Consider the following 24,377-nt stretch of genomic DNA (forward strand, 5'->3'; position numbering starts at 1 on the left):
GTCCTTGTGGGGCCTATCAGCCCAGTTGAGTGACGCCCTCCGGCGGAAGCCCGGCTACAGAGGCCAGTACATGGGCAAATGCCTCCACATGAGACGTCAGAGCAGAGTCTTGAGCGGTCCAGGAGGCGCGCACCTCAACTTGGTAAGCCTTTCCAGGGCCACCTATGTCGCCGTATCGAGCCGACGATGTTGACGTTACGGTACCACCAAGTTGTGAATATCGAGCTCCTTTACCCGCGAGCCCCTCAGAAAGCCATTGCCAAGCGACGTCAGGGAGGAGAGGATCCGATGCTACCTCCGGATCCATATCGGCTTGAATATATGCGACGAGACGGAGCGCATGTGACCAGCCTTCATCACCCCGGGGGTCGTGGAGAACAATCAGACGACCAAAAGCATCCCCGTCCGTATCTCGCGGGATCATGCATGCATGCTCACGATCTACTTCCAATCCCACCGCATAACTGAATGGGGCCAAACGCTGGGGAGGTCGAATCGGTCCCATGGAAATGTCGTCGCGCAAGGTCGCGTCATACATCGATGCTACTGCTTGTCGGAAGCTCTGGGGCTCATCAGTGGACGCACCTGTACCGTCGACTGCCGACGCTTCGTGTCGGGCAGCAGCTTCTGAATGGTGAGAAGCATAACTACCGTCGTGTGATGGCTGATGAATGCTCACAGTTGGGCACGGTACCGTTCTGTGCAGCTTTATTGGAGAAGGCGCGCCGGTATCATAGGCGTGATCGGCCTCAGCTGATGCCGAGTGACTTCTGGTCGATGACCTGAGCGATTTCACCCACAGGTATAAAGCGGATCAGATCAGAGACACACCTTGCCTGGGTGGTCTACAGAATTGTGGTCGAGCATCGTGGACAAGCTATTGTGTCGCTAAAAATATTTGACGACGGGGGGATTGCGAAAATAGAGGTACCAGGCGAATGTTTGCGACGATGGGGTAGGCATGATAGGAGAGCATCTTGTGAGTGTTCGTGCCAGCCTGGAAGCTGGCACTATGGACAATATGCATAACAAGACGACGGATGCTCGCGATTGTTCGGCTATGACTTCGCCCCGTCGACAGCTGACGCAGTCACCGCTACTCGATGCTGCTTTTGGTGTTCAGCCCGCGCACCGCCCGGTCTGGTTTATGAGGCAAGCAGGGCGGTCGCTTCCGGAATACCGCAGGGTCCGTGAAAAGATTGGGATGTTGGATGCATGTTTTACCCCCGATATCGCTGCAGAGATTACTTTGCAGCCGGTCCGGAGGCACAACGTCGATGCCGCCATTTTCTTTTCGGACATTATCATTCCTCTGAAAGCCGCTGGAATCGATATCGATATTGCGGCTGGTCGCGGCCCTGTGGTGGATATGCCTATTCGTTCTCGTCGCGAGATCGATTCCCTCCCCGAGCTCGAGCCCAGTGCTCTGTCGTCGATTGGTGAGGCGATACGGAATATTATTGACGAGCTGCGCGATGACCAGGCCTTGATCGGATTTGCTGGGGCCCCTTTTACGATGGCATCGTATTTAATCGAGGGAGGACCCTCGAAAACCCACCAAAAAACAAAAGCGATGATATATGCCGACCCTGAGTCGTGGCATGCACTCATGCGAATACTCACGGAATACGTCAAAGTCTTCCTAGGAGTTCAGATTGACGCTGGTATTGACGCTATGCAGCTGTTCGATTCATGGGCGGGCTACCTTCGGGCGCGCGACTACGAGGAATTCGTGGCACCATATTCTAGTGAAATCTTTACCTTCGTTCGCGAACGCTCATCTCATGGTGGTCGTCATCCCATTCCTCGCATCCACTTTGGCGTGACGTCGGGCGAACTCCTTGGTTCCATGGCGGGGACAGGCCCAGATGTCGTCGGTGTTGACTGGAGAGTTGATATGACGATCGCTGCAGAACGAGTGACAACAGCGGTTATCGCAAAGGATACTGCTCGGCAGTGTAAACCCCTTGCGCTTCAGGGCAATCTCGACCCAGCTTTGCTTTTTGCCGGGGACAAAGCTGTCGATAGGGAAATTGATCGACTTTTAACAACAACAGATCAGCTTATCTCTGGGGGAAAAATCTCGGGGCATATCGTGAACCTAGGCCACGGTGTTCTTCCTGATACTGATCCGGAAATTATTTCTCACATTGTCGAAAAGGTGCATTCCTGGTGAGTAATCGAATAGCGATTGTCGGCGGCGGTCTCTCGGGGCTTGTTGCTGCTTATGAGGTTGGTCAGCAGGATCCCAACGCCGATGTCGTTATTTTTGAAGCATCGCATCGGCTTGGCGGGAAGCTGAAAACGGTTGATATTGACGCTGGCAGTATTGATGTGGGAGCGGAAGCGTACCTCGCGTACCGCACCGATGCGACTGAGTTTTTCACATCCTTGGGCTTACACGATCGAATTCGGTATCCCTCTAACTTGACTTCGGGTTTGTGGACCGGTGATGGAATTCTTCACTCCGTTCCATCACAAACGGTGATGGGGATTCCTTCACATAGTTCTTCTGTAAACGGTCTTGTTGATGCAGAAACATGTGACCGCATCGACGCGGAGGGGAAGGCATATCCCATCCCGTGGAATGAGGGGGAAGACGCCTTAATTGGAAGTCTGGTCGGAGCACGGATGGGACAACAAGTCGTCGACCATGTGGTGTCACCGCTTCTCGGTGGTGTGTATTCGACGCGCGCTGATGACCTTGGACTCAGAGCAACGATTCCTGATTTGGCTGCTGCAATGGATGATCTCGTTTCCGACGGGGAACCCGTGACGCTCACAGGGGCAGCCGCTCGTGTATTACGCTATCGCGGGGGCAGCCGCGAGGCGCGCGTTGCTGGCGGACCTGCAGACGCGGATTCGTCCGACATACTCGTGAAAAAACCACCGGTATTTGCATCATTTGTCGGAGGATACCGAGATGTGATCAATGCTCTTGTAGATAAGACATCGGCGAATATTCAGCTGAACTCTCCTATTTTATCTGTATCGCGGTCCAACGGCACTCATCGTTTCAGCCTTGTCGTTGGATCTGCGCCGCCACGCGATTGTGGACACGCGCCAATTAGCCACGAAAATTCTGGCGTTTACCTTGAAGGAAGTATGGGGGGGAACAACCTCGAGGGCGATTCTCCAGGGCGATGTGAAGAATTCGATGCAGTGATCATTTCGACACCAGCCGACGCTGCCGGACGCCAGCTCGCGGAGGTTGCACCGGTAGCTTCTGATATTATTGGGTCGGTTGGCCTTGCTTCAAGTGTTGTTCTCGGGCTGAGGTTGTCGACCGATCACGGCCTTCCAGAACGAACAGGGATTCTTATTTCCCCGGACGCGGGTCTGCACGCGAAGGCCTTTACATTTTCATCGCGAAAATGGCCTCATGTGGCAGACCAGGTGGGAACGTTTATCCGAGCATCGTTTGGTCACTGGAGCGATGATTCCTTAGTCCATGAAGATAAAAACATTCTGGTGACGTACGCTCTTGAGGATCTTGAAGCGATTACTGGGAGCCGCTTTCACGTTGAAGAAGCGATTCTTCAACGGTGGTGGGGAGGATTGCCACGGTTCGGAGTCGGGCACGATGCTCTCATCTCGGTGGCCACACGTGAGATCGAACATATTGCGGGGCTTGAGATGGCGGGAGCGACGTGGCGTGGAGTAGGAGTGCCCGACTGTATTGTTCAAGCTCGTGAGGCCGCCAGAAAAGTAATGGCTCAAATCGGATAACACCCATCCTCGGAACACCAATTAACGACAAAAGAAAGCAGAGATCACGATGTCAAACGAGCAGAGTAATAGTGCTGGGGACAACAACACAATCACAAGTCAACCAACTCGGCATGGCGCACCGGAGCGTACACAGCGACTCAACTATAAGGAACTTAACGCGACTATTCGGTATGCAATGTGGTCTGTCTTCAAAGTTACTCCCGGGGCCTTGGGAGCTGACCGCGATTCTGTTGCCCAGCAGATGCGAGATTTTATGGCGTCTTTTGACAACAGTGACTTGACCATCCGTGGAATCTACAATGTGTCCGGTATTCGCGCGGAAGCTGACATCATGATCTGGTGGCACGCGGAGAAAATGGAAGACCTTCAAGACGCCTATAATCGTTTCTTACGCACGACGATGCTCGGGGGTGCGTGCACAGGCGTATGGTCGCAAGCGGCACTTCACCGGCCGTCGGAATTCAATAAGTCCCATGTTCCATCATTCATCGCAGGAGAAGAGCCACAGCGGTGGATTTCTGTGTATCCATTCGTTCGTTCTTATGAATGGTATGTTATGGATCCCGCAGATCGTCGACGAATTCTCGCGGAACACGGGAAGATGGGGCGCGACTATCCGGATGTTCGCGCAAACACTGTTCCCGCATTCTCTTTAGGCGATTATGAGTGGATCTTAGCTTTCGAAGGTCCCGATCTTGACCGTATCGTCGATCTTATGCATCACATGCGCTATACCGAGGCGCGGTTGCACGTTCGTGAAGAGACCCCGTTCTTTACTGGACGGCGCGTCGATGATATCGCAGAAATCACTAATGTAATACCGTAGCTTGCGTTCTTTTGCCCGCTTGGTGGTTACTCGTGGGTGGTAGGTTCGAGGGTAAGGCTGACGCTATTGATGCAATAACGCAGGTCCGTAGGGGTGTCATAGCCCTCACCTTCGAATACATGCCCGAGGTGACTGTCGCATTGGGCACATCGAACTTCGATTCTGTCCATTCCATGGCTCTTGTCGGGTACCTCGATAATTCTGTTCCCTGCGAGGGGAGAGAAAAATGATGGCCATCCGCAGTGGCTATTGAACTTTTCACGTGAGCGAAAAAGTTCCGCACCACATCCACGACACCGATACACGCCGTCAGTTTCAGTATCGGTGTATTTCCCAGTGAAAGGGGCCTCGGTGCCTGCCTGCCGGAGCACGCTGTATTCGGCGGCTGTGAGCCGGGCGCGCCACTCGTCGTCGGTGAGGTTCCGTAAATTCTCAACGGATTCGGGAAACTGGCTGGCGGAGTTCTTATCGGTCAGTGTCATCATAGTTCCTTCCCAAGTAGGTAGAAACAAGTATTTTACGACCTCTCCTCAAGACCATTAATCACACGGGAATTGTTCTGCGTGGAGGTATCGAAGACCGTGAAAAATTGGAGGTGGAAACGGGAATCGAACCCGTGTACACGGTTTTGCAGACCGTTGCCTCACCACTCGGCCATTCCACCATATGACAATGAGACGTGGTGAGATGTCTCGATTATCATGATGCACAATAACACAAAAGGGCAGTTAACTGCCCTTTCAAGATCTCATGCATGGAGCGGATGACGGGACTCGAACCCGCGACCCTAACCTTGGCAAGGTTATGCGCTACCAACTGCGCTACATCCGCGAAACCTACCACACAGCAGCCGTGAAATATGTACACCTCTGTTGCGATGGGCTGTGCGCGATACTGGGATCGAACCAGTGACCTCTTCCGTGTCAGGGAAGCGCTCTCCCGCTGAGCTAAACGCGCATATTCGGTGAAATCAACATGAATTTCCACGAAACTCAGTGTTGAATAATACACCGACCGGAACTGAAATATAATTCCAGTGGAGCGGATGACGGGACTCGAACCCGCGACCCTAACCTTGGCAAGGTTATGCGCTACCAACTGCGCTACATCCGCATCGTGTGTCGTTGAACCAAACATTTGGCCCCAAGCACGTGAGAAAGATTAGCCGGATCAATACATGATGTACAAATCCGCAGGAAAGGGCGGCCAGGTGGTTCGCTTCAACTAAACTTGGGTATTACTGAACGGGACCTTAACTGGTGAGCGAATTTAAGGATAATGGGCCGCCGATTGGGGTCACGCGCGACACATGCTTCGTTTCCATAAGGGAGAGTCCCTGTCTCGACGGCGATTACACGCTCTATCTTCAGCGCTTTTGGTTACCGCACGCTATCGTGCTAGATTTCTGCTTTGTCGGTCTCATGGCTCAGTGGAAGAGCGTTCCGTTCACACCGGAAAGGTCGCTGGTTCGATCCCAGCTGAGACCACGATGTCCCGGGTTGTATTGATGGCCCGGGATTTTGCATGTAGATGGTTCACTGTGCGCTTATCTCGCGATGTTCCATTTAACTGTCGATGTGTCTATTTCTGCAAAGCGCAGGTATGGATGAGAAATCGCGCATCATCGCGATAGTCCCCACGGATGCTTTGATGAGTTTCCACCACTGGTAGTGTCCCCACATTACGTCGCCGACAGTGCAGGGACGGCAATCTCAATCAAAACGGTAAGCACACGTCAGCGCCGTTGGCTTCGTTGTCGAGCAATTCGGTGGGGGTATCCGGCGTGGTGTGCAGAACATTGATGATTCCTATGACACGATAGACCAGAATCATTCGATGTATGCGCTTGTGGGAGTGTTGGGATGACCAATACACTAATGCTCAGAAGACGACGATCGAGAAGCTTTCTCGTCACCATTGGTCTCTTTGCCATGGGCATAACAGGTGTTCCTCCACAGGCTCAGGCACATGACAGTGTCGTCTCGTCGGTCCCGGAAGATGGATCAACTGTGTCGACATTCCCGGATGAAATACGTCTGACGATGTCGGGCAAACCACAAGACAATTTCACCACGCTCGCAGTGTCAAATACGTTGTCAGGGAAAATCATCGCCAAAGGATCACCTACCATTTCAGGACACGTGATCTCATTTACAATCCCGAGGGATATTGACGCTACCGATGGTAACTATGTCGTCGGGTTCCAGATCACGAGTTCAGATGGACACTCCACTCGAGGATCAACATCTTTTACATATAGAGCTGGCTCTCAACAAGGGCAATCTCAGGCTAAGCAACCCGTCTCCCAGAAAGCAAGCGAAACGGGGATGCCTGGACACCCACCGAGTAGCGACCAGGCGCGTCATATCCAGCACTCCACACCATCCTCAGGGATCGGGTCAGCTGTCCTGTGGGGGGCGGTTGCGCTTGTCAGCGTGATTATTGGAGTGCTCGTTTTCACACTGCGGCGACTGAGCCAGTCAGGCTGCCAGGACCGTCAGTAGTGGTAAATTACTACCTAGTACAACCTCAAACAGTTCCTGCGAAATGCACCTCCACTATGCGGAAACGCTAGTGGGCCCAGAGATATTTTGTGAGGAGAGTGCACCACATGACGACGGCACTGATGAGACAATATCTGACTGGGGTTTCGATAATGGTGTTATCATTCGGACTTGCCTCCTGTTCTTTCAACGAAGACTCGAATAAAGCTGCCGATACATCATCAGTCACAGACACGTCGCAAGCACAGAGCCCCTCGGAGCACTTAACCGATACCGATGTCACTGTTGACCATGGCTACGTGAAGTCAAAAACTCCTAACAAAGACATGACTGCGGTATTCGGCACGTTAACGAATCACACCGACAAGGAAAAGAACCTCGAATCAGTATCATCAGTCGATCTCAGAGGCCACTTTCAACTTCACGCTGTCGTAGACGGGAAGATGAGCGAGAAGAAAGGAGGCTTTACGCTTCCCGCGAATGGCAGTTTCGAATTAAAACCGGGCGGCGAACACATCATGATCATGGGTAACCATGATGAACTGGCGGCTGGAGACCACGTTATCCTTGAGTTGAAATTCAAAGATGGCTCTGTGAGTAAAGTAACCGTGCCCGTCAGGGAACAACCATCGGGTGAAGAGGACTATGATGGTAATAACGCCTCACCCACGCCGGCTACTATGTCAGATTCACTAAGGCCCAGTGACAGTCATTCAAACGAACATAGTAATCATTAAGTATTTAGGGCCCTCTCAACTATTTGTAGAAGAAGATGACGTCGTTGTCTCAACACCCTTTAGACGGTCCACATCTCAACCCCCTTCATCCCCATGGGCCGGGACAACCAAACTATCATGCCAACGACACACGGCCAGTTCCAGAGCAAAATGACGAGGCCACCAGGCCCATCGGTGCGGCTCACCACGACTTATTCCAGCACAAGGTGGGCCGTCGTTTTTTCCTTAGTGGCGGACTAGGAGTCGGATTTACCCTAGGGGCTCACGGGATAGCTGCATGCGGCAATAGTGGGAGGGCACTAGAGAAATTCGCTAGGCCCGAGCACCATGCCACAAGATCGGTAGGCACGGACGTCCGAGCCCGTGGCCGCGCTGACCAAACAGTTCCATTTGACGGGATACACCAAGCAGGTATCGATACCCCGACTCAGACGTATATCAACGTGGTCGGCATTAATTGCGTCGAGGACATCGACAAACACAAGGTCCAGCGGCTCATGGAAGTGTGGACGTCGACCGCGCGGAACCTGACCCAAGGGCAGCCGCCGCTGGCCGAGCTTGAACCTGAGATGGTCTCTCGGCCTGCGAATTTAACGGTGACTATCGGGATTGGACGACCATTACTTGAAAAATTACATATGTATATGGAGATTCCACCGTGGCTCCATGATATTCCGCATTTTGACCGTGATCGCCTGGATGACGCCTGGGGACAAACAGATCTAGCGCTCCAGATATGTTCAGATGATCCTACGACGTTAGCTCATGCTCGACGGTTTATCCTTCGTGCAGGCCAGCGATACACACAGCCTATGTGGGAGCAACAAGGCTTTCTGTATGCAGCGGGGGTACAAGCCACAGGGTCCACACCTCGCAACCTGTTTGGTGTTCTCGATGGGACCGTCAACCCACGAACAGATAACGATCTCTCCGACATTGTGTGGATCAACGATGGTCCAGCGTGGCTCACAGGTGGCACCGCGATGGTACTACGTCGAATATCTTTTGACCTTGATAGATGGGACATCCTAGATCGGGAATCTAGGGAAGTTGTATTTGGTCGGAAACTCGATTCCGGAGCTCCATTGACTGGACAAACAGAGCGTGACGCCCCTGACTTCGAAAAGACAGATAGCGCCGGGTTGCCCGTCATCGATCCAGATTCCCACATCGCACGGGCGCATTATCACGGGAACAATGCTCACGAGCGAATTTTGCGCCGCGCTTTTAACTACAGCCTTCCAGTGCCCGGCCCCCATTCTCCCATTTCTGACGCCGGGCTTATTTTCTGCTGTTTCCAGCACAATCCTGATACCCAATTCACCGCTATTCAAAAAAGGTTAGATCAGTCGGATCGTCTCAATGAGTGGGTTACTCATATCGGCTCGGCTGTTTACGCTGTTCCACACGGTACCGCAGGCGAAGAGAACTATTGGGCTGATGATCTTTTCACATGAGGTCCTTATCGCAGTAGCTCGACGACGTTCAGTACATTGCTCGGCGTGTTGACGGATGCCTAGCAGCGGTACCAGTGCTGATCCACTATGCGGTAGAGTTTGGATCCGTCCCCGGCTGTCACCAGGTATGTGATAGCCACGTCAGCACTAAGGAGTGCAATCAATGTCTGCACTATCGGCGCCCGAACAAAGCGCCTCGTCAGTATCCTTTCATGTGCCTGCGGGCACGCCTGCCGGTGTTGCGATGAAATCACTTGGCCTTCCTACTAAAGGGCCTGAAGCCGTGGTCTGCGTCAAGGGCAGTGACGGCATCATTCGCGATCTTTCATTCGTTCCGGCTGAGGACGTGCAGGTTTCGACTGTTGTCGCCGGTAGTGATGAAGGGCGTACAGTTATTCGCCACAGCTGTACGCATGTGTTGGCCCAGGCGGTCCAAATGGAGTTCCCAGGTACTAAGCTCGGTATCGGTCCGGCGATTGCGGATGGTTTTTATTACGACTTTGGTACTGACCATGCGTTTACACCTGAGGATTTGAAACGCATTGAAAAGCGTATGAAGAAGATTGTTAAATCAGGCCAACGGTTCGAACGTGTGGTATGGCAATCTCTCGATGATGCCCGTGAAGCTTTGCACGATGAACCCTACAAATTGGAACTTATCGATGATAAGTCAGCAGGCACTGTTCTTGACGCCGACGCCGATGTTGATACTGCGGGCGAGCTGACAGCTTACAATAACGTGAATCCTCGCACTGGTGAGGTGGAGTGGTTTGATCTATGCCGTGGTCCTCACGTACCCACGACGAAATACATCGCGGCGTTTGCTCTCCAGCGCAGCTCTGCGGCCTACTGGCGCGGTGATCAGAGTAACGACGGTATGCAGAGGATCTATGGCACGGCCTTCGAATCAAAAGAGGCACTGCAGGATTATCAGGAGCGACTCGAGGCCGCAGAACGTCGTGATCATCGTCGCCTAGGTTCTGAGCTGAACCTCTTTAGTTTCCCGGATGAGATTGGGTCAGGTTTTCCGGTGTTTCACCCTGACGGCGGCATTATTCGAAATGAAATGGAGCAGCATTCACGTCGTCGGCACATCGAGGCAGGCTACTCATTTGTCTACACTCCACACTTGACCAAGGGTGATTTGTTCCACAAGTCTGGTCACCTTGATTTCTATAAAGACGGTATGTTCCCTCCGATGCAGCTGGATGAGGAACGTGACGCCGACGGTAACGTGACGAAACCGCCTCAGAATTACTATGCCAAGCCAATGAATTGCCCCATGCATAACCTGATTTACGCGTCACGGGGGCGTTCATATCGTGAATTACCTCTTCGATTGTTCGAATTTGGGACGGTATACCGCTATGAAAAGTCGGGGGTTATCCACGGTTTGACTCGTGCCCGCGGGTTTACACAGGATGATGCTCACATCTACTGCACGGAAGATCAACTTGAAGCTGAGCTCACCACAGTCCTTGACTTCATCATTTCGCTGCTGAGGGATTATGGGTTGGACGACTTCTATCTTGAACTTTCCACGAAGGACCCGAACAAATTCGTCGGTTCCGATGCCGTCTGGGAGAGGTCGACGGAAATTCTTCAACGGGTAGCAGATAAGTCTGGTCTTGACCTTGTTCCGGATCCGGCTGGTGCAGCCTTCTACGGGCCGAAGATCTCGGTCCAAGCTCGTGACGCAATCGGACGTAGCTGGCAGATGTCCACTGTTCAGTTGGACTTCAACTTACCTGAGCGATTCGAATTGGAATACACTGCCTCAGACGGGTCCAAGAAGCGTCCTATCATGATTCATCGTGCGTTGTTTGGATCCATTGAACGATTCTTTGGTGTGCTCCTTGAGCATTACGCCGGTGCTTTTCCAGTGTGGTTGGCTCCTCATCAAGTGGTGGGAATTCCAGTTGCGGATGAGTTTTCCCCGTACTTAAGTGGGGTCATCAATAAACTTTGTGCTCGTGGTGTCCGTGCTGAGGTCGATACCTCGGATGACCGTATGCAGAAGAAGATCCGTAACCACACTACGCGCAAAGTACCGTTTATGCTCCTAGTCGGTGGACGCGATATGGACGCGGGCGCTGTGAGCTTCCGCTTCCTCGATGGCTCCCAGGTCAACGGTGTTCCTGTTGATCAGGCGGTCGATGTTATTGCTAGATGGGTTACCGAGCAGAACAATAGCCAGCCGACGAAGGAGTTGATCGAAGCCCGTGTCCACGGATAACGATACTTTTGTTGACGCTGGTGCTGGTAAACCCGATCGATTAACTCGACTGTGGGCACCTTATCGGATGTCCTATATCGCCGATGAACATCGGGACAGTAGTGATCCTTTCGAAAAGATTCCTCAGGGGTCCGACGAAGAAGGGCTCATTGTCGCTCGCGGCGACACCGTCTATTGTCTTCTCAATCTTTTTCCCTACAATTCAGGGCACATGCTGGTCGTCCCGTATCGCCGTGTCGCAAATGTGGAAGACTTGACAGATGCTGAGTCAGCGGAACTGATGGTTTTTGTGAAAAAGGCTATTCGCTCTTTGAAAGCCGTCTCTCATCCTCATGCTGTCAATGTGGGAATGAATGTCGGAAAAGCTTCTGGCGGATCAATTGCTGACCATCTCCATGTTCATATAGTGCCCCGGTGGACGGGAGATGCTAATTTTATGACTGTTATTGGTGGTACTAAGGTTCTACCGCAACTTCTCCGTGACACACGAGAACTGTTGGCGGAGGCGTGGTTGTCGTTAGAGGTTCCTCATGAACACCATGATGAGCGTACCGACATGGGCGCAGCAGGTTCTGCTGACCAATCATCTACTGGGCAGCCGGCTGCAGAGTCATAATTAGGGAGAAATATGCTTGGTGTTCATGGCCGAAAACCGGCCGCCGTCGTCATCGAGCCGGTAGCTCGAATGCTCGTCAAGGCGGGAATATCACCGAACACTGTGACCACCCTGGGCACCCTGGGTGCGTGTGCTGCGGCTTTGTATTTCATTCCAACAGGGCACTTATTTGCTGCAGCTATCATTATTGGCCTTGTTACTGCTGTCGATATGGTCGACGGCACAATGGCGCGTCTGTGTGGTGGGGGAACTACTTTCGGTGCGACACTTGATGCGAGTTGTGACCGAATTACTGACGGGGCTGTATTTGCCGCCATTGTGTGGTGGATAGTCTCAGCCCAACAGGGAGAAAGGCATCAACTGGTAGCTGCGTTAATTGTACTCGTCACCAGCCAAGTCATCTCTTACGTTAAGGCGCGCGCCGAGGCGGGAGGTCTTGAGATTGTTGGGGGATTGGTGGAACGTCCGGAACGGCTCATTATCGGCTTGACTGGACTGGGCCTCGAGGGCTTGGGCGTTCCGCATGTGTTGAGTATTGCGCTTTGGGTTCTCGCTGTTGGGTCCGCAGTGACGGTGGTTCAGCGCATGCTCATGGCCAGCAAGTCACCAAATGCAAACGAGATAGTGGCAGCACCTCATGGTGCGAACGAATCCCCGGTCATGTAAGGATACGATGTGATTCAGCCTTTCATGTGGTCACGCGAAAGAATTATTGCACAGTGCTACCTGTTAGCGTGGAAAGGTGTCACGAGGATCCCGGCTCCTATCGCGCGGGGCTTATTCACCTTAGGTGCTGATCTATTTTCTCATCGGGGGAAACGGCCAGCACGTTTGCGGGATAATCTTGCACGAGTGACTGGCATAACAGACGAAAAAGACCTTGATGATGTCGTGCAACAAGCCATGCGGTCGTACGCTCGCTATTGGATGGAAGCGTTCCGTCTACCCTCGATGACGAGGGCATCTTTACGCTCATCATTGATCCAGGAACTTGAATCTGGAATTCAAGGAGTCGATTTTTTACATGATTCCTATGAACGTGGCTGTGGTGTCATCCTTGCACTACCGCATAGTGGAAACTGGGATATGGCAGGGCTTTGGCTCGCTCAGCGTTATGGGACGTTTTCAACAGTAGCAGAGCGTCTGAGCCCAGAGAAACTCTTTGATGCGTTTCTGAAATATCGACAAGAGCTCGGTTTTACCGTGTTTCCACTCACTGGTGGTGAGCATAAGCCCATGGATGAGCTTCGAACTACCGTTGAGTCGGGTGGAATCGTGGCACTACTTGGCGACCGTGATCTTTCCCATCATGGAGTCAAGGTGAATTTTTTTGGGTCCCCGACGACAATGCCGGTGGGAGCTGCACGTTTAGCCCAAGAAACCGGTGCCGCGTTGCACGGCGTGCATTGCTGGTTTACCCCGAACGGCTGGGGACACAGCATCAGCGAGCCGCTGGATACTACGCGACCGGTGGCCGACGTGGTCCAGGACCTCGCTATGATTTTTGAGAGGAACATTTCGGAGCACCCCGTCGATTGGCATATGCTCCAACGCATCTGGTATGACGACTAAGAGGCTGGAGGGCGAGTGCGAATTGGGATGGTGTGCCCATACTCGATGGATGATCCTGGTGGTGTACAAGCGCATGCTGTTGAATTATCAGCTCAGTTAATTCGTCGTGGGCATCATGTAAGCCTGCTCGCTCCCGCGTCGCCGCATACACAGGTTCCTGATTTTGTGGTCCGTGCTGGTCTCTCCATCCCGGTTCCATACAATGGTTCCGTTGCACGATTAGGTTTCACACCCTCTGCTTTTCAGGCTGTGCGTAGGTGGCTGGGCGGCCACGAATTTGATCTTGTTCATATCCACGAGCCTAACGCCCCCAGTGTGTCGATGATGGCACTACAGCGTGCCAAAGTTCCTGTCGTTGCCACATACCATGCTTCTGCTGAGAAGTCTCGTGCGCTAGCAACATTCATCCCGGTATTGACGCCAATGCTGGAGCGGGTTCGCGCTGGAATTGCGGTGTCAGAGATGGCACGTCGTTGGCAGGTCGAACAACTGGGCGGAGATCCAGTTCTTATTCCTAATGGGGTCGACACCCGATTTTTCTCATCCGCGGAGCCGTGGTCGAGTTCTGATGATCCGGTTTCGCGCCTTGATCCGAACCGACCCCGCATAATCTTTTTGGGTCGTTTCGATGAGCCGCGTAAGGGGCTTGATGTGTTGATTGAAGCTATGCCCCGCATCTCTCAAGTTGTCCCGAATATTGAACTAGTTGTGGTGGGTACAGGTGATACTACTGCTCTTTCTCGACGGGTGGCGCATGTGAAAGATTCGATCACCATTCTCGGGAGACTCTCTCATGGGGCCAAAGCGAGAGCCTTTAAGGCCTCAGATATCTATGTCGCTCCACATCTCGGTGGTGAGAGCTTTGGTATCGTTCTCGTGGAGGCCATGGCTGCAGGCGCAGCGGTGGTGGCCAGTGATATTCCCGCGTTCCGCGCAGTGTGTGCAGATGGCGACGCTGGCTATTTATTTCCGCCGGGGGACACTGATGCTCTTGTGGTTGCTGTCAGAGAGTTATTTGCTGACAGTGACAAGCGGCTTAAATTCGCCCGCCGTGGTCGTGAGCGATCACGGCAGTTCGATTGGGATTATGTCGCCACGGAAGTGGAACGAGTATATGAAACTGTCTTAGGGCTTTCTCGGGGGAGAAACGAGTTATGACACCGATATGGGTGGTCGTCCTTCTGGTCGTTGTTTTGGTCATGACTGTGACTGTGATGTGGGCATCGTTCATTGCGACCCGCTTGCACCGGTTGAATATTCGTACTGATGAGGCGGCCTTAAGTCTCGATGCCGCGCTCGGCCGGCGAGCCGCAATAGTTTCGGTGTTGTGGCCAGAGTTGGTCAACGAGGCGGAAGCGACGGAACGTATCCTTTTCGACAGCTCGAATACAACGGATCGTGCACTTGCTGAGAACGCGTTTGCCGCACAGATTCGCAAGGTTAACGATGGATCAGGTACCGCTAATGGGGCTAGAGCACTTGCGGATGCTCAAACTCGAGTGGAACTAGCAATGAGGTTTTATAACGATGCCGTGTCTGACACGCGGACACTCCGTTTGCGTCCTTTGGTGAGAGTATTTCACCTCGGCGGGCATGCGGCACCACCCGAGTACTTTGAAGGTGCCGGGATCGAATCTGGCATTCCGACGTTGTAGCTGTGGTGGAAAGAGTCGCCTATGGCGTACAAATTCTATGAATAGATGAAGGTTTTCCAGCCGTCATGGCAAGTAAGTAGACTAATCTTTCGACAGAACTTAGACAGCCCAGTCCATATCTTAAGGAGAAGAACATCCGAATGAGTGATAGCGCGAACGGTAACGGACGACAGACAACGGGCGGTTCTCAAGGAACAGCCAGGGTGAAGCGAGGCTTAGCAGAGATGCTCAAAGGCGGAGTCATCATGGATGTCGTGACTCCGGAGCAAGCAAAAATTGCTGAGGATGCAGGCGCGACAGCTGTCATGGCATTGGAGCGTGTACCTGCTGATATCCGGGCTGAAGGTGGCGTTTCCCGGATGTCAGATCCCGACATGATAGAAGGAATCATTAATGCTGTTTCCATCCCTGTCATGGCGAAAGCTCGTATCGGCCACTTTGTTGAAGCACAGATTTTACAGTCGCTCGGCGTCGATTTCATTGACGAATCAGAGGTATTGACCCCTGCGGACTACTCTCATCACATCGACAAGTTCGATTTCACTGTTCCGTTTGTTTGTGGCGCGACGAACCTTGGTGAGGCACTCCGCCGTATCAATGAAGGTGCTGCCATGATTCGCTCGAAAGGGGAGGCAGGAACAGGTGATGTGTCGAATGCTGTGACACATATGCGAACCATCCGCGCGTCAATCAATAAACTGAGGTCGATGGCACCTGACGAATTATATGTTGCTGCGAAAGAACTTCAGGCTCCGTATGAGTTGGTGCGGGACGTTGCTATGCGTGGTTCTCTCCCAGTTGTTCTCTTTACTGCGGGTGGGATCGCTACTCCCGCTGACGCCGCCATGATGATGCAATTGGGGGCCGAAGGGGTGTTCGTTGGTTCAGGTATTTTCAAATCCGGTAACCCTGAGCATCGTGCTCGCGCAATCGTGCAGGCTACGCAGAATTTCGACGACCCTGAGACCGTTGCCAATGTATCCCGTGGTCTAGGCGAAGCGATGGTGGGTATCAATGTCGATGACATTCCGAAGCCTCATCGTTTGGCAGAGCGCGGTTGGTAAGGGGGATGGATACGAGCGGACACGCACGTCGACCGTTAATCGGCATTCTTGCTGTCCAGGGTGGAGTGACTGAGCATCAGCGAACGCTTGACTGTCTTGGGGTGGCATCTCGTCTGGTCCGGAGAGCTTCACATCTTGAAAATCTTGACGGCCTGATACTTCCTGGGGGAGAGTCCACGACAATGTCTAAGCTTCTCGAGCTTGGTGGGCTGTTAGATCCCTTGATGAGGAAGATTAACGATGGAACCCCAACGTTTGGGACGTGTGCAGGAATGATCTTATTGGCCAGTGACGTTAGGGGCACTCGCCCAGACGCGCACTGCTTGTCTGCCCTAGATATTACTGTCCAACGGAACGCTTTTGGCCGCCAAGTTGATTCTTTTGAGACTGACCTTGATTTTGACGGGATTGACGATCCGGTCCATGCAGTGTTTATTCGTGCACCGTGGGTTGAATCGGTAGGCCCGGACACTGCTGTTCTTGCTCGTGTCCCACAGGGGCCGCATGCGGGAGCTGTAGTCGCAGTTCGGTCTGGTAATGGCGCTGGTCATGTACTCGCGACGTCATTTCATCCTGAAGTCACCGATGATAGCCGCGTTCATGACTATTTTGTGTCCATGGTGATGGAGTCGATGGTGTAGGTCAGACAAGGAGTGGCTAGTATCGGTGCCGCCTCGTGTCATTACTCGGAGGAGTATTACTATGGTGTCGATCATGACCTCGCAGGGTTTGAATTTATCTTAACAACTGAGGGAGTACAACGAGTATGAGTGGGCACTCTAAATGGGCAACCACCAAACATAAGAAGGCTGCGAATGACGCCAAACGTGGGAAAGAATTTGCTAAGCTAATTAAGAATATTGAAGTCGCCGCTCGCACAGGCGGTGGGGATCCCTCTGCAAATCCGACGCTTGACGACATGATCAAGAAAGCTAAGAAAGCGTCAGTGCCGAACGACAACATCGAACGTGCACGTAAGCGTGGTTCGGGTGAAGAAGCTGGTGGTGCAGACTGGGAGACCGTCACCTACGAGGGGTATGGCAATGGCGGCGTTGCCATTCTCATCGAATGCTTGACCGATAACCGTAACCGTGCCGCAACCGATGTTCGCACGGCAATGAACAAAAATGGTGGAAATATGGCGGATGCTGGTTCCGTCGCCTACATGTTCAACCGTAAAGGTGTTGTCCTGCTTCCCAAGGAGGGTAATACTGAAGATGAAATTTTGTTAGCCGTGCTTGATGCAGGTGCTGAAGAGGTTAATGATGTGGGGGAAAATTTCGAGGTCGTTTGCTCGGCAGGGGATTTTTCCGCTATTCGTGATGCACTCAAAGACGCTGGGTTAGACTACGACTCGGCTGAACCAGATTACCGAGCAGATGTGACAGTTGCACTTGATGCTGGTGGTGCGCGGAAAATTTTCACTCTTATTGACGCGCTTGAAGATTCTGATGACGTCCAGAACGTCTACACCAATATGGACCTCTCAGATGAGGTCCTTGCTGAGCTCGATAGCTAGCGCTGAGGTCCGATCCTTATGGAGAAGTCTGTCCAGAGCCCGGCAGCTGACGGACCTGGACACCAGTCTGCCGGCGGCCAACAACACACCGTGGGCTCGCGTTCTTTGCAGGGAATGCGGGTGATGGGCGTCGACCCAGGGTTAACTCGATGTGGAATTTCTACTGTGCAAGCCGGGCGAGGGCGGTCTGTGTTCCCTGTAGCGGTGGGCGTGATCAGAACAGATGCGTCTGATGACCTCTCGACTCGTCTTCTTGATATTTCCGCGAAGATTGACGAGTGGATGGATGAGTATTGCCCGGATATGCTTGCTATCGAACGTGTATTTGAACGCGGGGTTGTCTCAACCGTGATGCAGACGGCACATGCAGTAGGCGTGATCATCGTCTGTGCAGCACGGAGAGACATTCCGGTGTACATGTACACGCCGAGCGAGGTGAAAAAAGCTGTGTCAGGCAATGGACGTGCAGATAAGAAGCAGGTAACCGCGATGGTCACCCGTCTCTTAGGTTTGGCTGAACCTCCGCGGCCGGCTGATGCTGCAGACGCATTGGCACTCGCCATCTGTCATTGCTGGCGTGCTCCCATGCTGGAATTAACTGGCGGAGAGAACCCAGGGTGGCGAGCTTCACGACATCGGTAATGTCACGTCGCTGTACATAGGCGGGATGTGATAGTCCTGAGTAGAGAAAAGAGGTCTCCGTGATCGATTCATTGCACGGCGAGGTACTACATGTCGGACTCAATCATGTTGTCATCGAGTGCTCTGGTGTCGGATATCGAGCTACTGCTACACCGTCACTGTTGGGAAGATTAAGACAGGGGGAGATGGCCCGAATCCTTGTCACGATGAATATCCGTGACGATGGTATCGACCTTTATGCTTTTGAATCCGACGATTCTCGCACAATGTTCACCCTGCTTCGAACAGTATCTGGTGTGGGGCCCACTTCAGCACTGGCGATTTGTTCCATCTACAATCCCAGTGATTTTGCGCGTATCATCGCAACGGGCGATGATGCTGCGTTAAAGATGGTGAAGGGTATCGGCAAACGAACTGCTGAGCGGATCATCGTCGACTTAAAGTCGAAAGTGGCTAAGTTCGCTGTCTCAGGCACGGCCGACGACGGTACACATGCCGCCAGCGGACAGGCTACGGCAGCCTCTCAAGATGGCAGTATAGGCACTGTAGTCCAGGCCCTTGTGGAACTCGGATTCCCAGAAAAGGACGCCGAGAGTTCGGCGCGCTCTGCTGCCAAGAGTGGGGGATCGGTGTCGACTATATTGAAACGCGCGCTGCAGGCCTTATCGTCGGAGAGGGCTTAGCCGATGGGAAATATCGAAAAGACTGAGTTCCGACTTCCAGGAAATAATATCGGCGCACCGCAGTCGAATAGTACGTTCGTGGGGGGACATCCACACGGTAACGCCATGGAACATCGGGCTGTTGATCCAACTGAACAGTGTGGCGATGGAGACCAGGAATTTTCTCTGCGACCACGCAGTTTGGATGAGTTTATTGGCCAACCTAAGGTTCGGAAGCAACTTACACTGGTTCTCTCTGGCGCTCAGTCTCGCGGGGTAGCACCTGATCACATTTTGCTAGCAGGCCCACCCGGTTTAGGTAAAACAACGATGGCCATGATTATTGCCCAGGAAATGGGGACGTCTCTACGCATGACGTCTGGGCCCGCACTGGAAAAAACCGGTGATCTCGCCGCTATGCTGTCAAACCTTATGGACGGCGACGTTCTTTTCATTGACGAGATTCACCGCATGGCACGACCCGCAGAAGAAATGCTGTACATGGCGATGGAAGATTTCCGTATCGACGTTATTGTTGGTAAAGGTCCAGGCGCAACGAGCATTCCTCTAGATCTTCCTCAATTTACCCTGGTGGGGGCAACAACCCGGGCAGGAATGTTGACAGGTCCATTGCGTGACCGCTTTGGCTTCACTGCACAGATGGAATTCTATTCCACAGATGATCTGACGAAAGTCGTGACACGTGCTGCACGTTTACTCAACATAGCTATTCATGACGAGGCATCGCGAGAGATTGCTTCCCGTAGTCGGGGCACCCCACGTATCGCCAACCGCTTACTGCGACGTGTCAGGGACTACGCCGATGTCCACTCGGGTGGGGTAATTACATTAGAATCCGCCAGAGCAGCCCTCCTCGTTTTTGATGTTGATGAAAAAGGACTTGACCGCCTCGATCGAGGAGTTCTTGACGCACTAGTACGGGGACACGGCGGCGGTCCTGTCGGTATATCGACTTTAGCTCTTGCGGTTGGTGAGGAACCCACGACTGTTGAGGAAGTGTGCGAACCGTACCTTATTCGGGCTGGCATGATTGCCCGGACGCCACGCGGTCGTATCGCAACGGCGGCTGCGTGGGAACACCAGGGGCTGGATGCTCCAGAAGGAACCATTGGCGCTCTTTCCTGAACACAAGAGCACGATCATCGTCGAGGTACGCGTCATATCGGTCCGTGTCGACGTGTTGATCTAATAGGGGAGGGTTAAGGACTACAGAAATGACTGAGTTGACTTCATCTCCGCTTTTTATGCCAAGATGGTGGCCATGAATGGTCCTTGGATAATCGTCCTCATCCTTTTCTTAGCCTTGCCCATCATGCAAATTGTTCGGCAGAACAAAAGTATGAAGCGTATCCATGAGTTTCGGTCACAGTTGAAGCCAGGTATGGCTGTTGAAACTGCCGGGGGATTACACGGGGTTGTTGTCGCGGTGCATGGGGACGTGCTGGACCTCAACATCGCACCTGGGATTGTGGTTGAGTGGTCCGTGAAAGGCATTATTGGGCCTGTATTAAAGCACGAAGTATCCTCAGAGGACCCCAACGATTCTGCGGATATTGTTGCGCAAGACGAGGGAGGAGATGCAAGCTCCACACTCAATACGTCGTCGAGAGATCACTGAATTGATGTAAGACCCGGGTACCGTCACCGTAGCTACCGCTTAGGTATTCGGATACTGACGACACGGGTACACTTCGCCTCCGTGTACCAAACTCAATAGTTTTTGCCTCATGATGGTCCGAGGGTGGGCTCATAAGAAACACTCGGGGCATGACGTTCACAGCAACAGCTCACAGAGTAAACTTTGTGAAGTTTGATAGGCCTGTATGAGGCAAATATGACCTTCATAGGACGGGAGACTCTTTTGGCAGCCCGGAAGAACAGAGCGCGTGTGACGAAAACCCGGTGGCCGTATCGTGCTATCGGTCTCTTCGTCATTTTTCTTGTGGCGGTTTATCTTCTCGTGTTTCTCACTGGAAACAAGAAGCCGAACCCCAAATTGGGTATCGATCTTCAAGGTGGTACCCGAGTGACGTTGGTCCCACAGGGATCCCAACCATCTAATGACCAGCTTGAGCAGGCACGGAAGATCCTAGAAAACCGCGTCAACGGTATGGGTGTCTCTGGCGCAACCGTTCAAACCGACGGAAATACCCTGGTTATCACGGTCCCAGGGGACGATTCTGCGCAAGCGCGAAATTTGGGCCAAACTTCCCAATTGTTGTTCAGGCCAGTCCTCAACGACCAAGCTGCTTTGCAAGGTGCCGACCGTGGCAAGTTAGCGCAGACGGTTGTTGATATGGCGAATCGGTGGGTCGAAGCCGATGTGCTTGCACCAAACGACGCTCAGAAAACTCTTGACCAGCTCAAAAAACAATTAGAGCAAGCCAATAGCGCCGCTCAAGGGCAGGGGCAGCCACTGTTTGCTGTACCCGAGTCCATGAAAATTACGGCACAACCAGCAACGAAGCCGGCTAACTCGATTGAAGAAAATAAGCTTCGCGAGAAGAATTCTGCGATGCTGCTCAAAGATCGTCAGTCCGACGATCCAACATCCTTACAGGCAGCAGGGTCTCTCTTAAAATGCAACGGATCAGATCCGTTAGCGGGCCAAGATGATCCATCGAAACCATTAGTGACCTGTGACCAGGAAAAACAGGTTCATCTACTTGCACCATCACCTGCATTGGTCGGTGAAGAGGACAAAAAAGACCCTAAGCGCTTAACAGGTCAGGAAATTGATACCGATTCTCCGATCAACGGCGGTTTTGATTCCACCAGCGGTCAAATGGCCATCACCTTCAAATTCAAGTCGTCCAATAAAGACAAAGGCGGCGATACATGGGCCGAAGTGACAAAGAAATACCAGGGGCAGCAGGTAGCTATCACTCTCGATTCAGAAGTGATTTCGGCCCCGACAATTCAATCTCCCACACCTGCAGGTTCAACGACGCAAATCACTGGCAAGTTCTCAGAGGCTGAAGCTAAAGACTTGGCAAACAACCTGAAGTATGGTGCATTGCCGATCAGCTTTGCCGGAGAGAATGGTGAGAAGGGCGGAACAGCAACCACCATTCCTGCGACCCTCGGGTTTGCTTCTCTGAAAGCAGGTCTTATTGCTGGTGGAATCGGCTTGATTTTGGTCGCGCTCTACGCCTTAGCTTATTACCGTGGCCTCGGTATCGTGACGATCTTCTCCCTGCTGCTGGCCTCCCTTCTGATCTACGGCAGCCTGGTGTTGTTGGGTCGCTGGGTCGGTTACAGCCTTGACCTTGCAGGGATCGCGGGCTTAATCATCGGTATTGGAACAACTGCCGATTCATTCGTCGTGTACTTTGAACGTATTAAAGATGAAATCCGGGACGGACGAACGTTTAGATCGGCGGTTCCCAAGGCATGGGAACGCGCACGTCGGACGATTTTGTCCGGTAACTTGGTCTCGTTGATTGCTGCGGTTGTCCTCTATATTTTGGCCGTCGGTGATGTGAAAGGCTTTGCATTCACCCTTGGACTCACAACGATCTTTGATTTATTCGTTGTGTTCCTCGTTTCTGCTCCATTGATCATCGTTGCGTCACGTCAGCCGTTCTTCTCGAAGCCATCTGTTAATGGCCTTGGAGCAGTCATGCGGGTTGCGCAGAGGCGTCGAGCTGCAGGCATCAAACTTCCCTATGATGTTGAGCGCGCCGAGAATGAGGGGGAAAACCAGGCCCCACGTCGACAGCACATCAAACTCGCCGACAGCCTCCCAGCATCCGATGAACCACAGTCTGGCGACTCACACGCCGCTAATACTTCGAAGGAGGAGAAATAATGAGTAAGAGGCCCTTCTTCGAGCGTATTTATACCGGCGAAGGTGGAATCGATTTCGTCTCTCATCGACGACGCTGGTATGGAATCTACGGAGTGATCTTGGCAATCTGCCTGATCTCTATCATTGTCCGTGGTTTCACCCTCGGCATTGATTTTGAGGGTGGTACCAAAATCACGATGCCGGCTGGTGCGGTCTCCACGACGGAAGTAGCGGGTACTTTCCATGATGCAACAGGTGTGGAAGCGCAGCACGTTCAAATTATTGGCTCTGGCGATGCGCGGAACGTCGAAATTGAGTCGAAACATCTCAATGATAAGGAGATATCACAAGCGCGGGAGGCGCTATTCTCGAAGTATCATCCCAAGGATGCGACAGGGAAGGTGACACCCGATTCGATCGGCGATTCCACCGTAAGTAATTCGTGGGGGTCGACGGTTACTCACCGTATGGTTTTAGCGCTAGTTGTCTTCCTCGCGTTGATCTTCCTTTACATCACGGTTCGGTTTGAACGTGATATGGCTATTTCAGCGATCATCGCCCTTGGTATTGATGCCATCGTGGTGTTGGGACTCTACTCAATCGTTGGATTTGAAGTCTCTCCAGCCTCCGTGATCGGTTTGCTCACTGTGCTGTCGTACTCGCTCTACGATACCGTGGTCGTATTCGATAAAGTTCACGAAAATACTGCGGGTCTTACGACGACTATGACGTCAACGTATCCTGAACAAGCCAACCTAGCCGTGAATCAGACCATGATGAGGTCCATCTCCACGTCACTGTTCTCAATCCTTCCCATCGGTGCGCTGATGATTGTGGCAGTATGGCTGTTGGGTGTCGGCACGCTTAAAGACCTCTCACTGGTGCAGTTAATTGGTGTCGTCGAAGGTACATTCTCGTCAATCTTCCTCGCTACACCTATTCTGGTGTCGTTAAAGGCACGTCAGAAGAAATATGCTGAGCACACCAAGCGTGTTGAAGCCGCACGTCGTCAGGGATCAGTGGACCATGATGAGGTTTTATCTCCGTCGGATGACACTGATCTTTGCGATGAGGCCGCGAGTACAACTCGCTCAGGCCGCCCGTCGCGGGGTAGAGGAACCCGTACCACCTATCAACAGTCCGATCGGAATTTTCGAGCTGACGATTTCCACAGCTTTGAATCTGGCGGGGCATCGTGGCGTCCCGATGTTCGCCGGCACCATAGTTCCCACGGATACGACGAGGACTAGAGTTCTCCACCGACAATGGGCGGGGTTTCCTGTTGTCGGTTAGTGTGCTGTGAGTAACCTTGTTCCTAACGCCTCAATTACTGGGGTCTGTGGA

Annotated in this window: 23 protein-coding genes and 5 tRNA genes; 22 read left to right on the forward strand and 6 right to left on the reverse strand. The window is 52.7% G+C overall.

Annotated features, from left to right (window positions below; genetic code table 11):
- Window positions 1-16: 16 nt before the first annotated feature.
- Window positions 17-679, reverse strand: coding sequence for a DUF3000 domain-containing protein (locus V5S80_RS02940; RefSeq protein ID WP_395169230.1), 663 nt, complete (start codon window positions 677-679; stop codon window positions 17-19).
- A 381-nt stretch (window positions 680-1,060) separates the two neighbouring features.
- On the opposite strand from V5S80_RS02940, the gene hemE reads away from it, so the two are divergent.
- The 3 genes from hemE to hemQ are packed head-to-tail and all read left to right on the forward strand — an operon-like array spanning window position 1,061 to window position 4,558.
- Complete coding sequence (hemE, locus tag V5S80_RS02945) at window positions 1,061-2,176, forward strand: uroporphyrinogen decarboxylase (RefSeq protein WP_395169440.1); 1,116 nt, start codon at window positions 1,061-1,063, stop codon at window positions 2,174-2,176.
- The gene (locus V5S80_RS02950; protein WP_395169231.1) at window positions 2,173-3,729 is read left to right on the forward strand and encodes an FAD-dependent oxidoreductase; all 1,557 of its coding nucleotides are present in this window, start codon (window positions 2,173-2,175) and stop codon (window positions 3,727-3,729) included. The genes hemE and V5S80_RS02950 overlap by 4 nt, the downstream gene beginning before the upstream one ends.
- 49 nt (window positions 3,730-3,778) lie before the next feature.
- Entirely contained in the window at window positions 3,779-4,558 is a 780-nt protein-coding gene (hemQ, locus tag V5S80_RS02955; protein WP_395169232.1) for a hydrogen peroxide-dependent heme synthase, read from the forward strand.
- A 26-nt stretch (window positions 4,559-4,584) separates the two neighbouring features.
- Here the strand turns inward: hemQ and msrB are convergent, their stop codons facing one another.
- The 5 genes from msrB to V5S80_RS02980 form a co-directional block, all read right to left on the reverse strand.
- Window positions 4,585-5,043, reverse strand: coding sequence for a peptide-methionine (R)-S-oxide reductase MsrB (gene msrB, locus V5S80_RS02960; RefSeq protein WP_395169233.1), 459 nt, complete (start codon window positions 5,041-5,043; stop codon window positions 4,585-4,587).
- 105 nt (window positions 5,044-5,148) lie between these two features.
- A tRNA-Cys gene (locus V5S80_RS02965) sits at window positions 5,149-5,222 on the reverse strand.
- Between the two features lie 91 nt (window positions 5,223-5,313).
- Window positions 5,314-5,389: transfer RNA gene (locus V5S80_RS02970), tRNA-Gly, on the reverse strand.
- A 54-nt stretch (window positions 5,390-5,443) separates the two neighbouring features.
- A tRNA-Val gene (locus V5S80_RS02975) sits at window positions 5,444-5,515 on the reverse strand.
- 80 nt (window positions 5,516-5,595) lie between these two features.
- Window positions 5,596-5,671: transfer RNA gene (locus tag V5S80_RS02980), tRNA-Gly, on the reverse strand.
- 302 nt (window positions 5,672-5,973) lie between these two features.
- Between V5S80_RS02980 and V5S80_RS02985 the strand changes: the two genes are divergently transcribed.
- The 19 genes from V5S80_RS02985 (at window position 5,974) to secF (ending at window position 24,283) form a co-directional block, all read left to right on the forward strand.
- Window positions 5,974-6,045: transfer RNA gene (locus V5S80_RS02985), tRNA-Val, on the forward strand.
- Between the two features lie 444 nt (window positions 6,046-6,489).
- Window positions 6,490-7,062 carry a copper resistance protein CopC gene (locus V5S80_RS02990; protein ID WP_395169234.1) on the forward strand — a complete coding sequence of 191 codons (573 nt, stop codon included), beginning with the start codon at window positions 6,490-6,492 and terminating at the stop codon, window positions 7,060-7,062.
- A gap of 152 nt (window positions 7,063-7,214) precedes the next feature.
- Window positions 7,215-7,799 (forward strand): copper chaperone PCu(A)C, encoded by a 585-nt coding sequence (locus V5S80_RS02995; RefSeq protein ID WP_395169235.1) that lies wholly within the window; start codon window positions 7,215-7,217, stop codon window positions 7,797-7,799.
- Between the two features lie 206 nt (window positions 7,800-8,005).
- The gene (locus V5S80_RS03000; protein WP_395169441.1) at window positions 8,006-9,256 is read left to right on the forward strand and encodes a Dyp-type peroxidase; all 1,251 of its coding nucleotides are present in this window, start codon (window positions 8,006-8,008) and stop codon (window positions 9,254-9,256) included.
- Window positions 9,257-9,419: 163 nt separating this feature from the next.
- Window positions 9,420-11,492: a threonine--tRNA ligase gene (gene thrS / locus V5S80_RS03005; RefSeq protein WP_395169236.1), complete on the forward strand. Its 2,073-nt coding sequence runs from the start codon at window positions 9,420-9,422 to the stop codon at window positions 11,490-11,492.
- The gene (locus tag V5S80_RS03010) at window positions 11,479-12,108 is read left to right on the forward strand and encodes an HIT family protein (protein WP_395169237.1); all 630 of its coding nucleotides are present in this window, start codon (window positions 11,479-11,481) and stop codon (window positions 12,106-12,108) included. Before thrS ends, V5S80_RS03010 begins: the two co-directional genes overlap by 14 nt.
- Before the next feature lie 12 nt (window positions 12,109-12,120).
- Complete coding sequence (gene pgsA / locus V5S80_RS03015) at window positions 12,121-12,774, forward strand: phosphatidylinositol phosphate synthase (RefSeq protein ID WP_395169238.1); 654 nt, start codon at window positions 12,121-12,123, stop codon at window positions 12,772-12,774.
- Window positions 12,775-12,783: 9 nt separating this feature from the next.
- Window positions 12,784-13,680, forward strand: a complete 897-nt coding sequence (locus V5S80_RS03020; RefSeq protein ID WP_395169239.1) for a phosphatidylinositol mannoside acyltransferase — start codon at window positions 12,784-12,786, stop codon at window positions 13,678-13,680.
- Window positions 13,681-13,695: 15 nt separating this feature from the next.
- Window positions 13,696-14,838 (forward strand): glycosyltransferase family 4 protein, encoded by a 1,143-nt coding sequence (locus tag V5S80_RS03025; RefSeq protein WP_395169240.1) that lies wholly within the window; start codon window positions 13,696-13,698, stop codon window positions 14,836-14,838.
- Complete coding sequence (locus V5S80_RS03030) at window positions 14,835-15,335, forward strand: NUDIX hydrolase (RefSeq protein WP_395169241.1); 501 nt, start codon at window positions 14,835-14,837, stop codon at window positions 15,333-15,335. The genes V5S80_RS03025 and V5S80_RS03030 overlap by 4 nt, the downstream gene beginning before the upstream one ends.
- Before the next feature lie 140 nt (window positions 15,336-15,475).
- Window positions 15,476-16,399, forward strand: a complete 924-nt coding sequence (pdxS, locus tag V5S80_RS03035; protein ID WP_395169242.1) for a pyridoxal 5'-phosphate synthase lyase subunit PdxS — start codon at window positions 15,476-15,478, stop codon at window positions 16,397-16,399.
- Between the two features lie 5 nt (window positions 16,400-16,404).
- Complete coding sequence (gene pdxT / locus V5S80_RS03040; RefSeq protein ID WP_395169243.1) at window positions 16,405-17,040, forward strand: pyridoxal 5'-phosphate synthase glutaminase subunit PdxT; 636 nt, start codon at window positions 16,405-16,407, stop codon at window positions 17,038-17,040.
- Window positions 17,041-17,165: 125 nt separating this feature from the next.
- Entirely contained in the window at window positions 17,166-17,918 is a 753-nt protein-coding gene (locus V5S80_RS03045; RefSeq protein ID WP_395169244.1) for a YebC/PmpR family DNA-binding transcriptional regulator, read from the forward strand.
- A 114-nt stretch (window positions 17,919-18,032) separates the two neighbouring features.
- Window positions 18,033-18,560, forward strand: coding sequence for a crossover junction endodeoxyribonuclease RuvC (ruvC, locus tag V5S80_RS03050; protein WP_395169442.1), 528 nt, complete (start codon window positions 18,033-18,035; stop codon window positions 18,558-18,560).
- A 59-nt stretch (window positions 18,561-18,619) separates the two neighbouring features.
- On the forward strand, window positions 18,620-19,243 hold the full coding sequence (ruvA, locus tag V5S80_RS03055; protein WP_395169245.1) for a Holliday junction branch migration protein RuvA: 624 nt from the start codon (window positions 18,620-18,622) through the stop codon (window positions 19,241-19,243).
- A 105-nt stretch (window positions 19,244-19,348) separates the two neighbouring features.
- Entirely contained in the window at window positions 19,349-20,368 is a 1,020-nt protein-coding gene (gene ruvB / locus V5S80_RS03060; RefSeq protein WP_395169443.1) for a Holliday junction branch migration DNA helicase RuvB, read from the forward strand.
- Window positions 20,369-20,504: 136 nt separating this feature from the next.
- Entirely contained in the window at window positions 20,505-20,861 is a 357-nt protein-coding gene (gene yajC, locus V5S80_RS03065) for a preprotein translocase subunit YajC (protein ID WP_395169246.1), read from the forward strand.
- A gap of 216 nt (window positions 20,862-21,077) precedes the next feature.
- Window positions 21,078-23,054 (forward strand): protein translocase subunit SecD, encoded by a 1,977-nt coding sequence (secD, locus tag V5S80_RS03070; protein ID WP_395169247.1) that lies wholly within the window; start codon window positions 21,078-21,080, stop codon window positions 23,052-23,054.
- Complete coding sequence (secF, locus tag V5S80_RS03075) at window positions 23,054-24,283, forward strand: protein translocase subunit SecF (RefSeq protein ID WP_395169248.1); 1,230 nt, start codon at window positions 23,054-23,056, stop codon at window positions 24,281-24,283. The genes secD and secF overlap by 1 nt, the downstream gene beginning before the upstream one ends.
- Window positions 24,284-24,377 lie beyond the last annotated feature (94 nt).

The sequence above is a fragment of the Corynebacterium sp. PCR 32 genome, from assembly GCF_037464985.1.
GTDB lineage: Bacteria > Actinomycetota > Actinomycetes > Mycobacteriales > Mycobacteriaceae > Corynebacterium > Corynebacterium kroppenstedtii_D.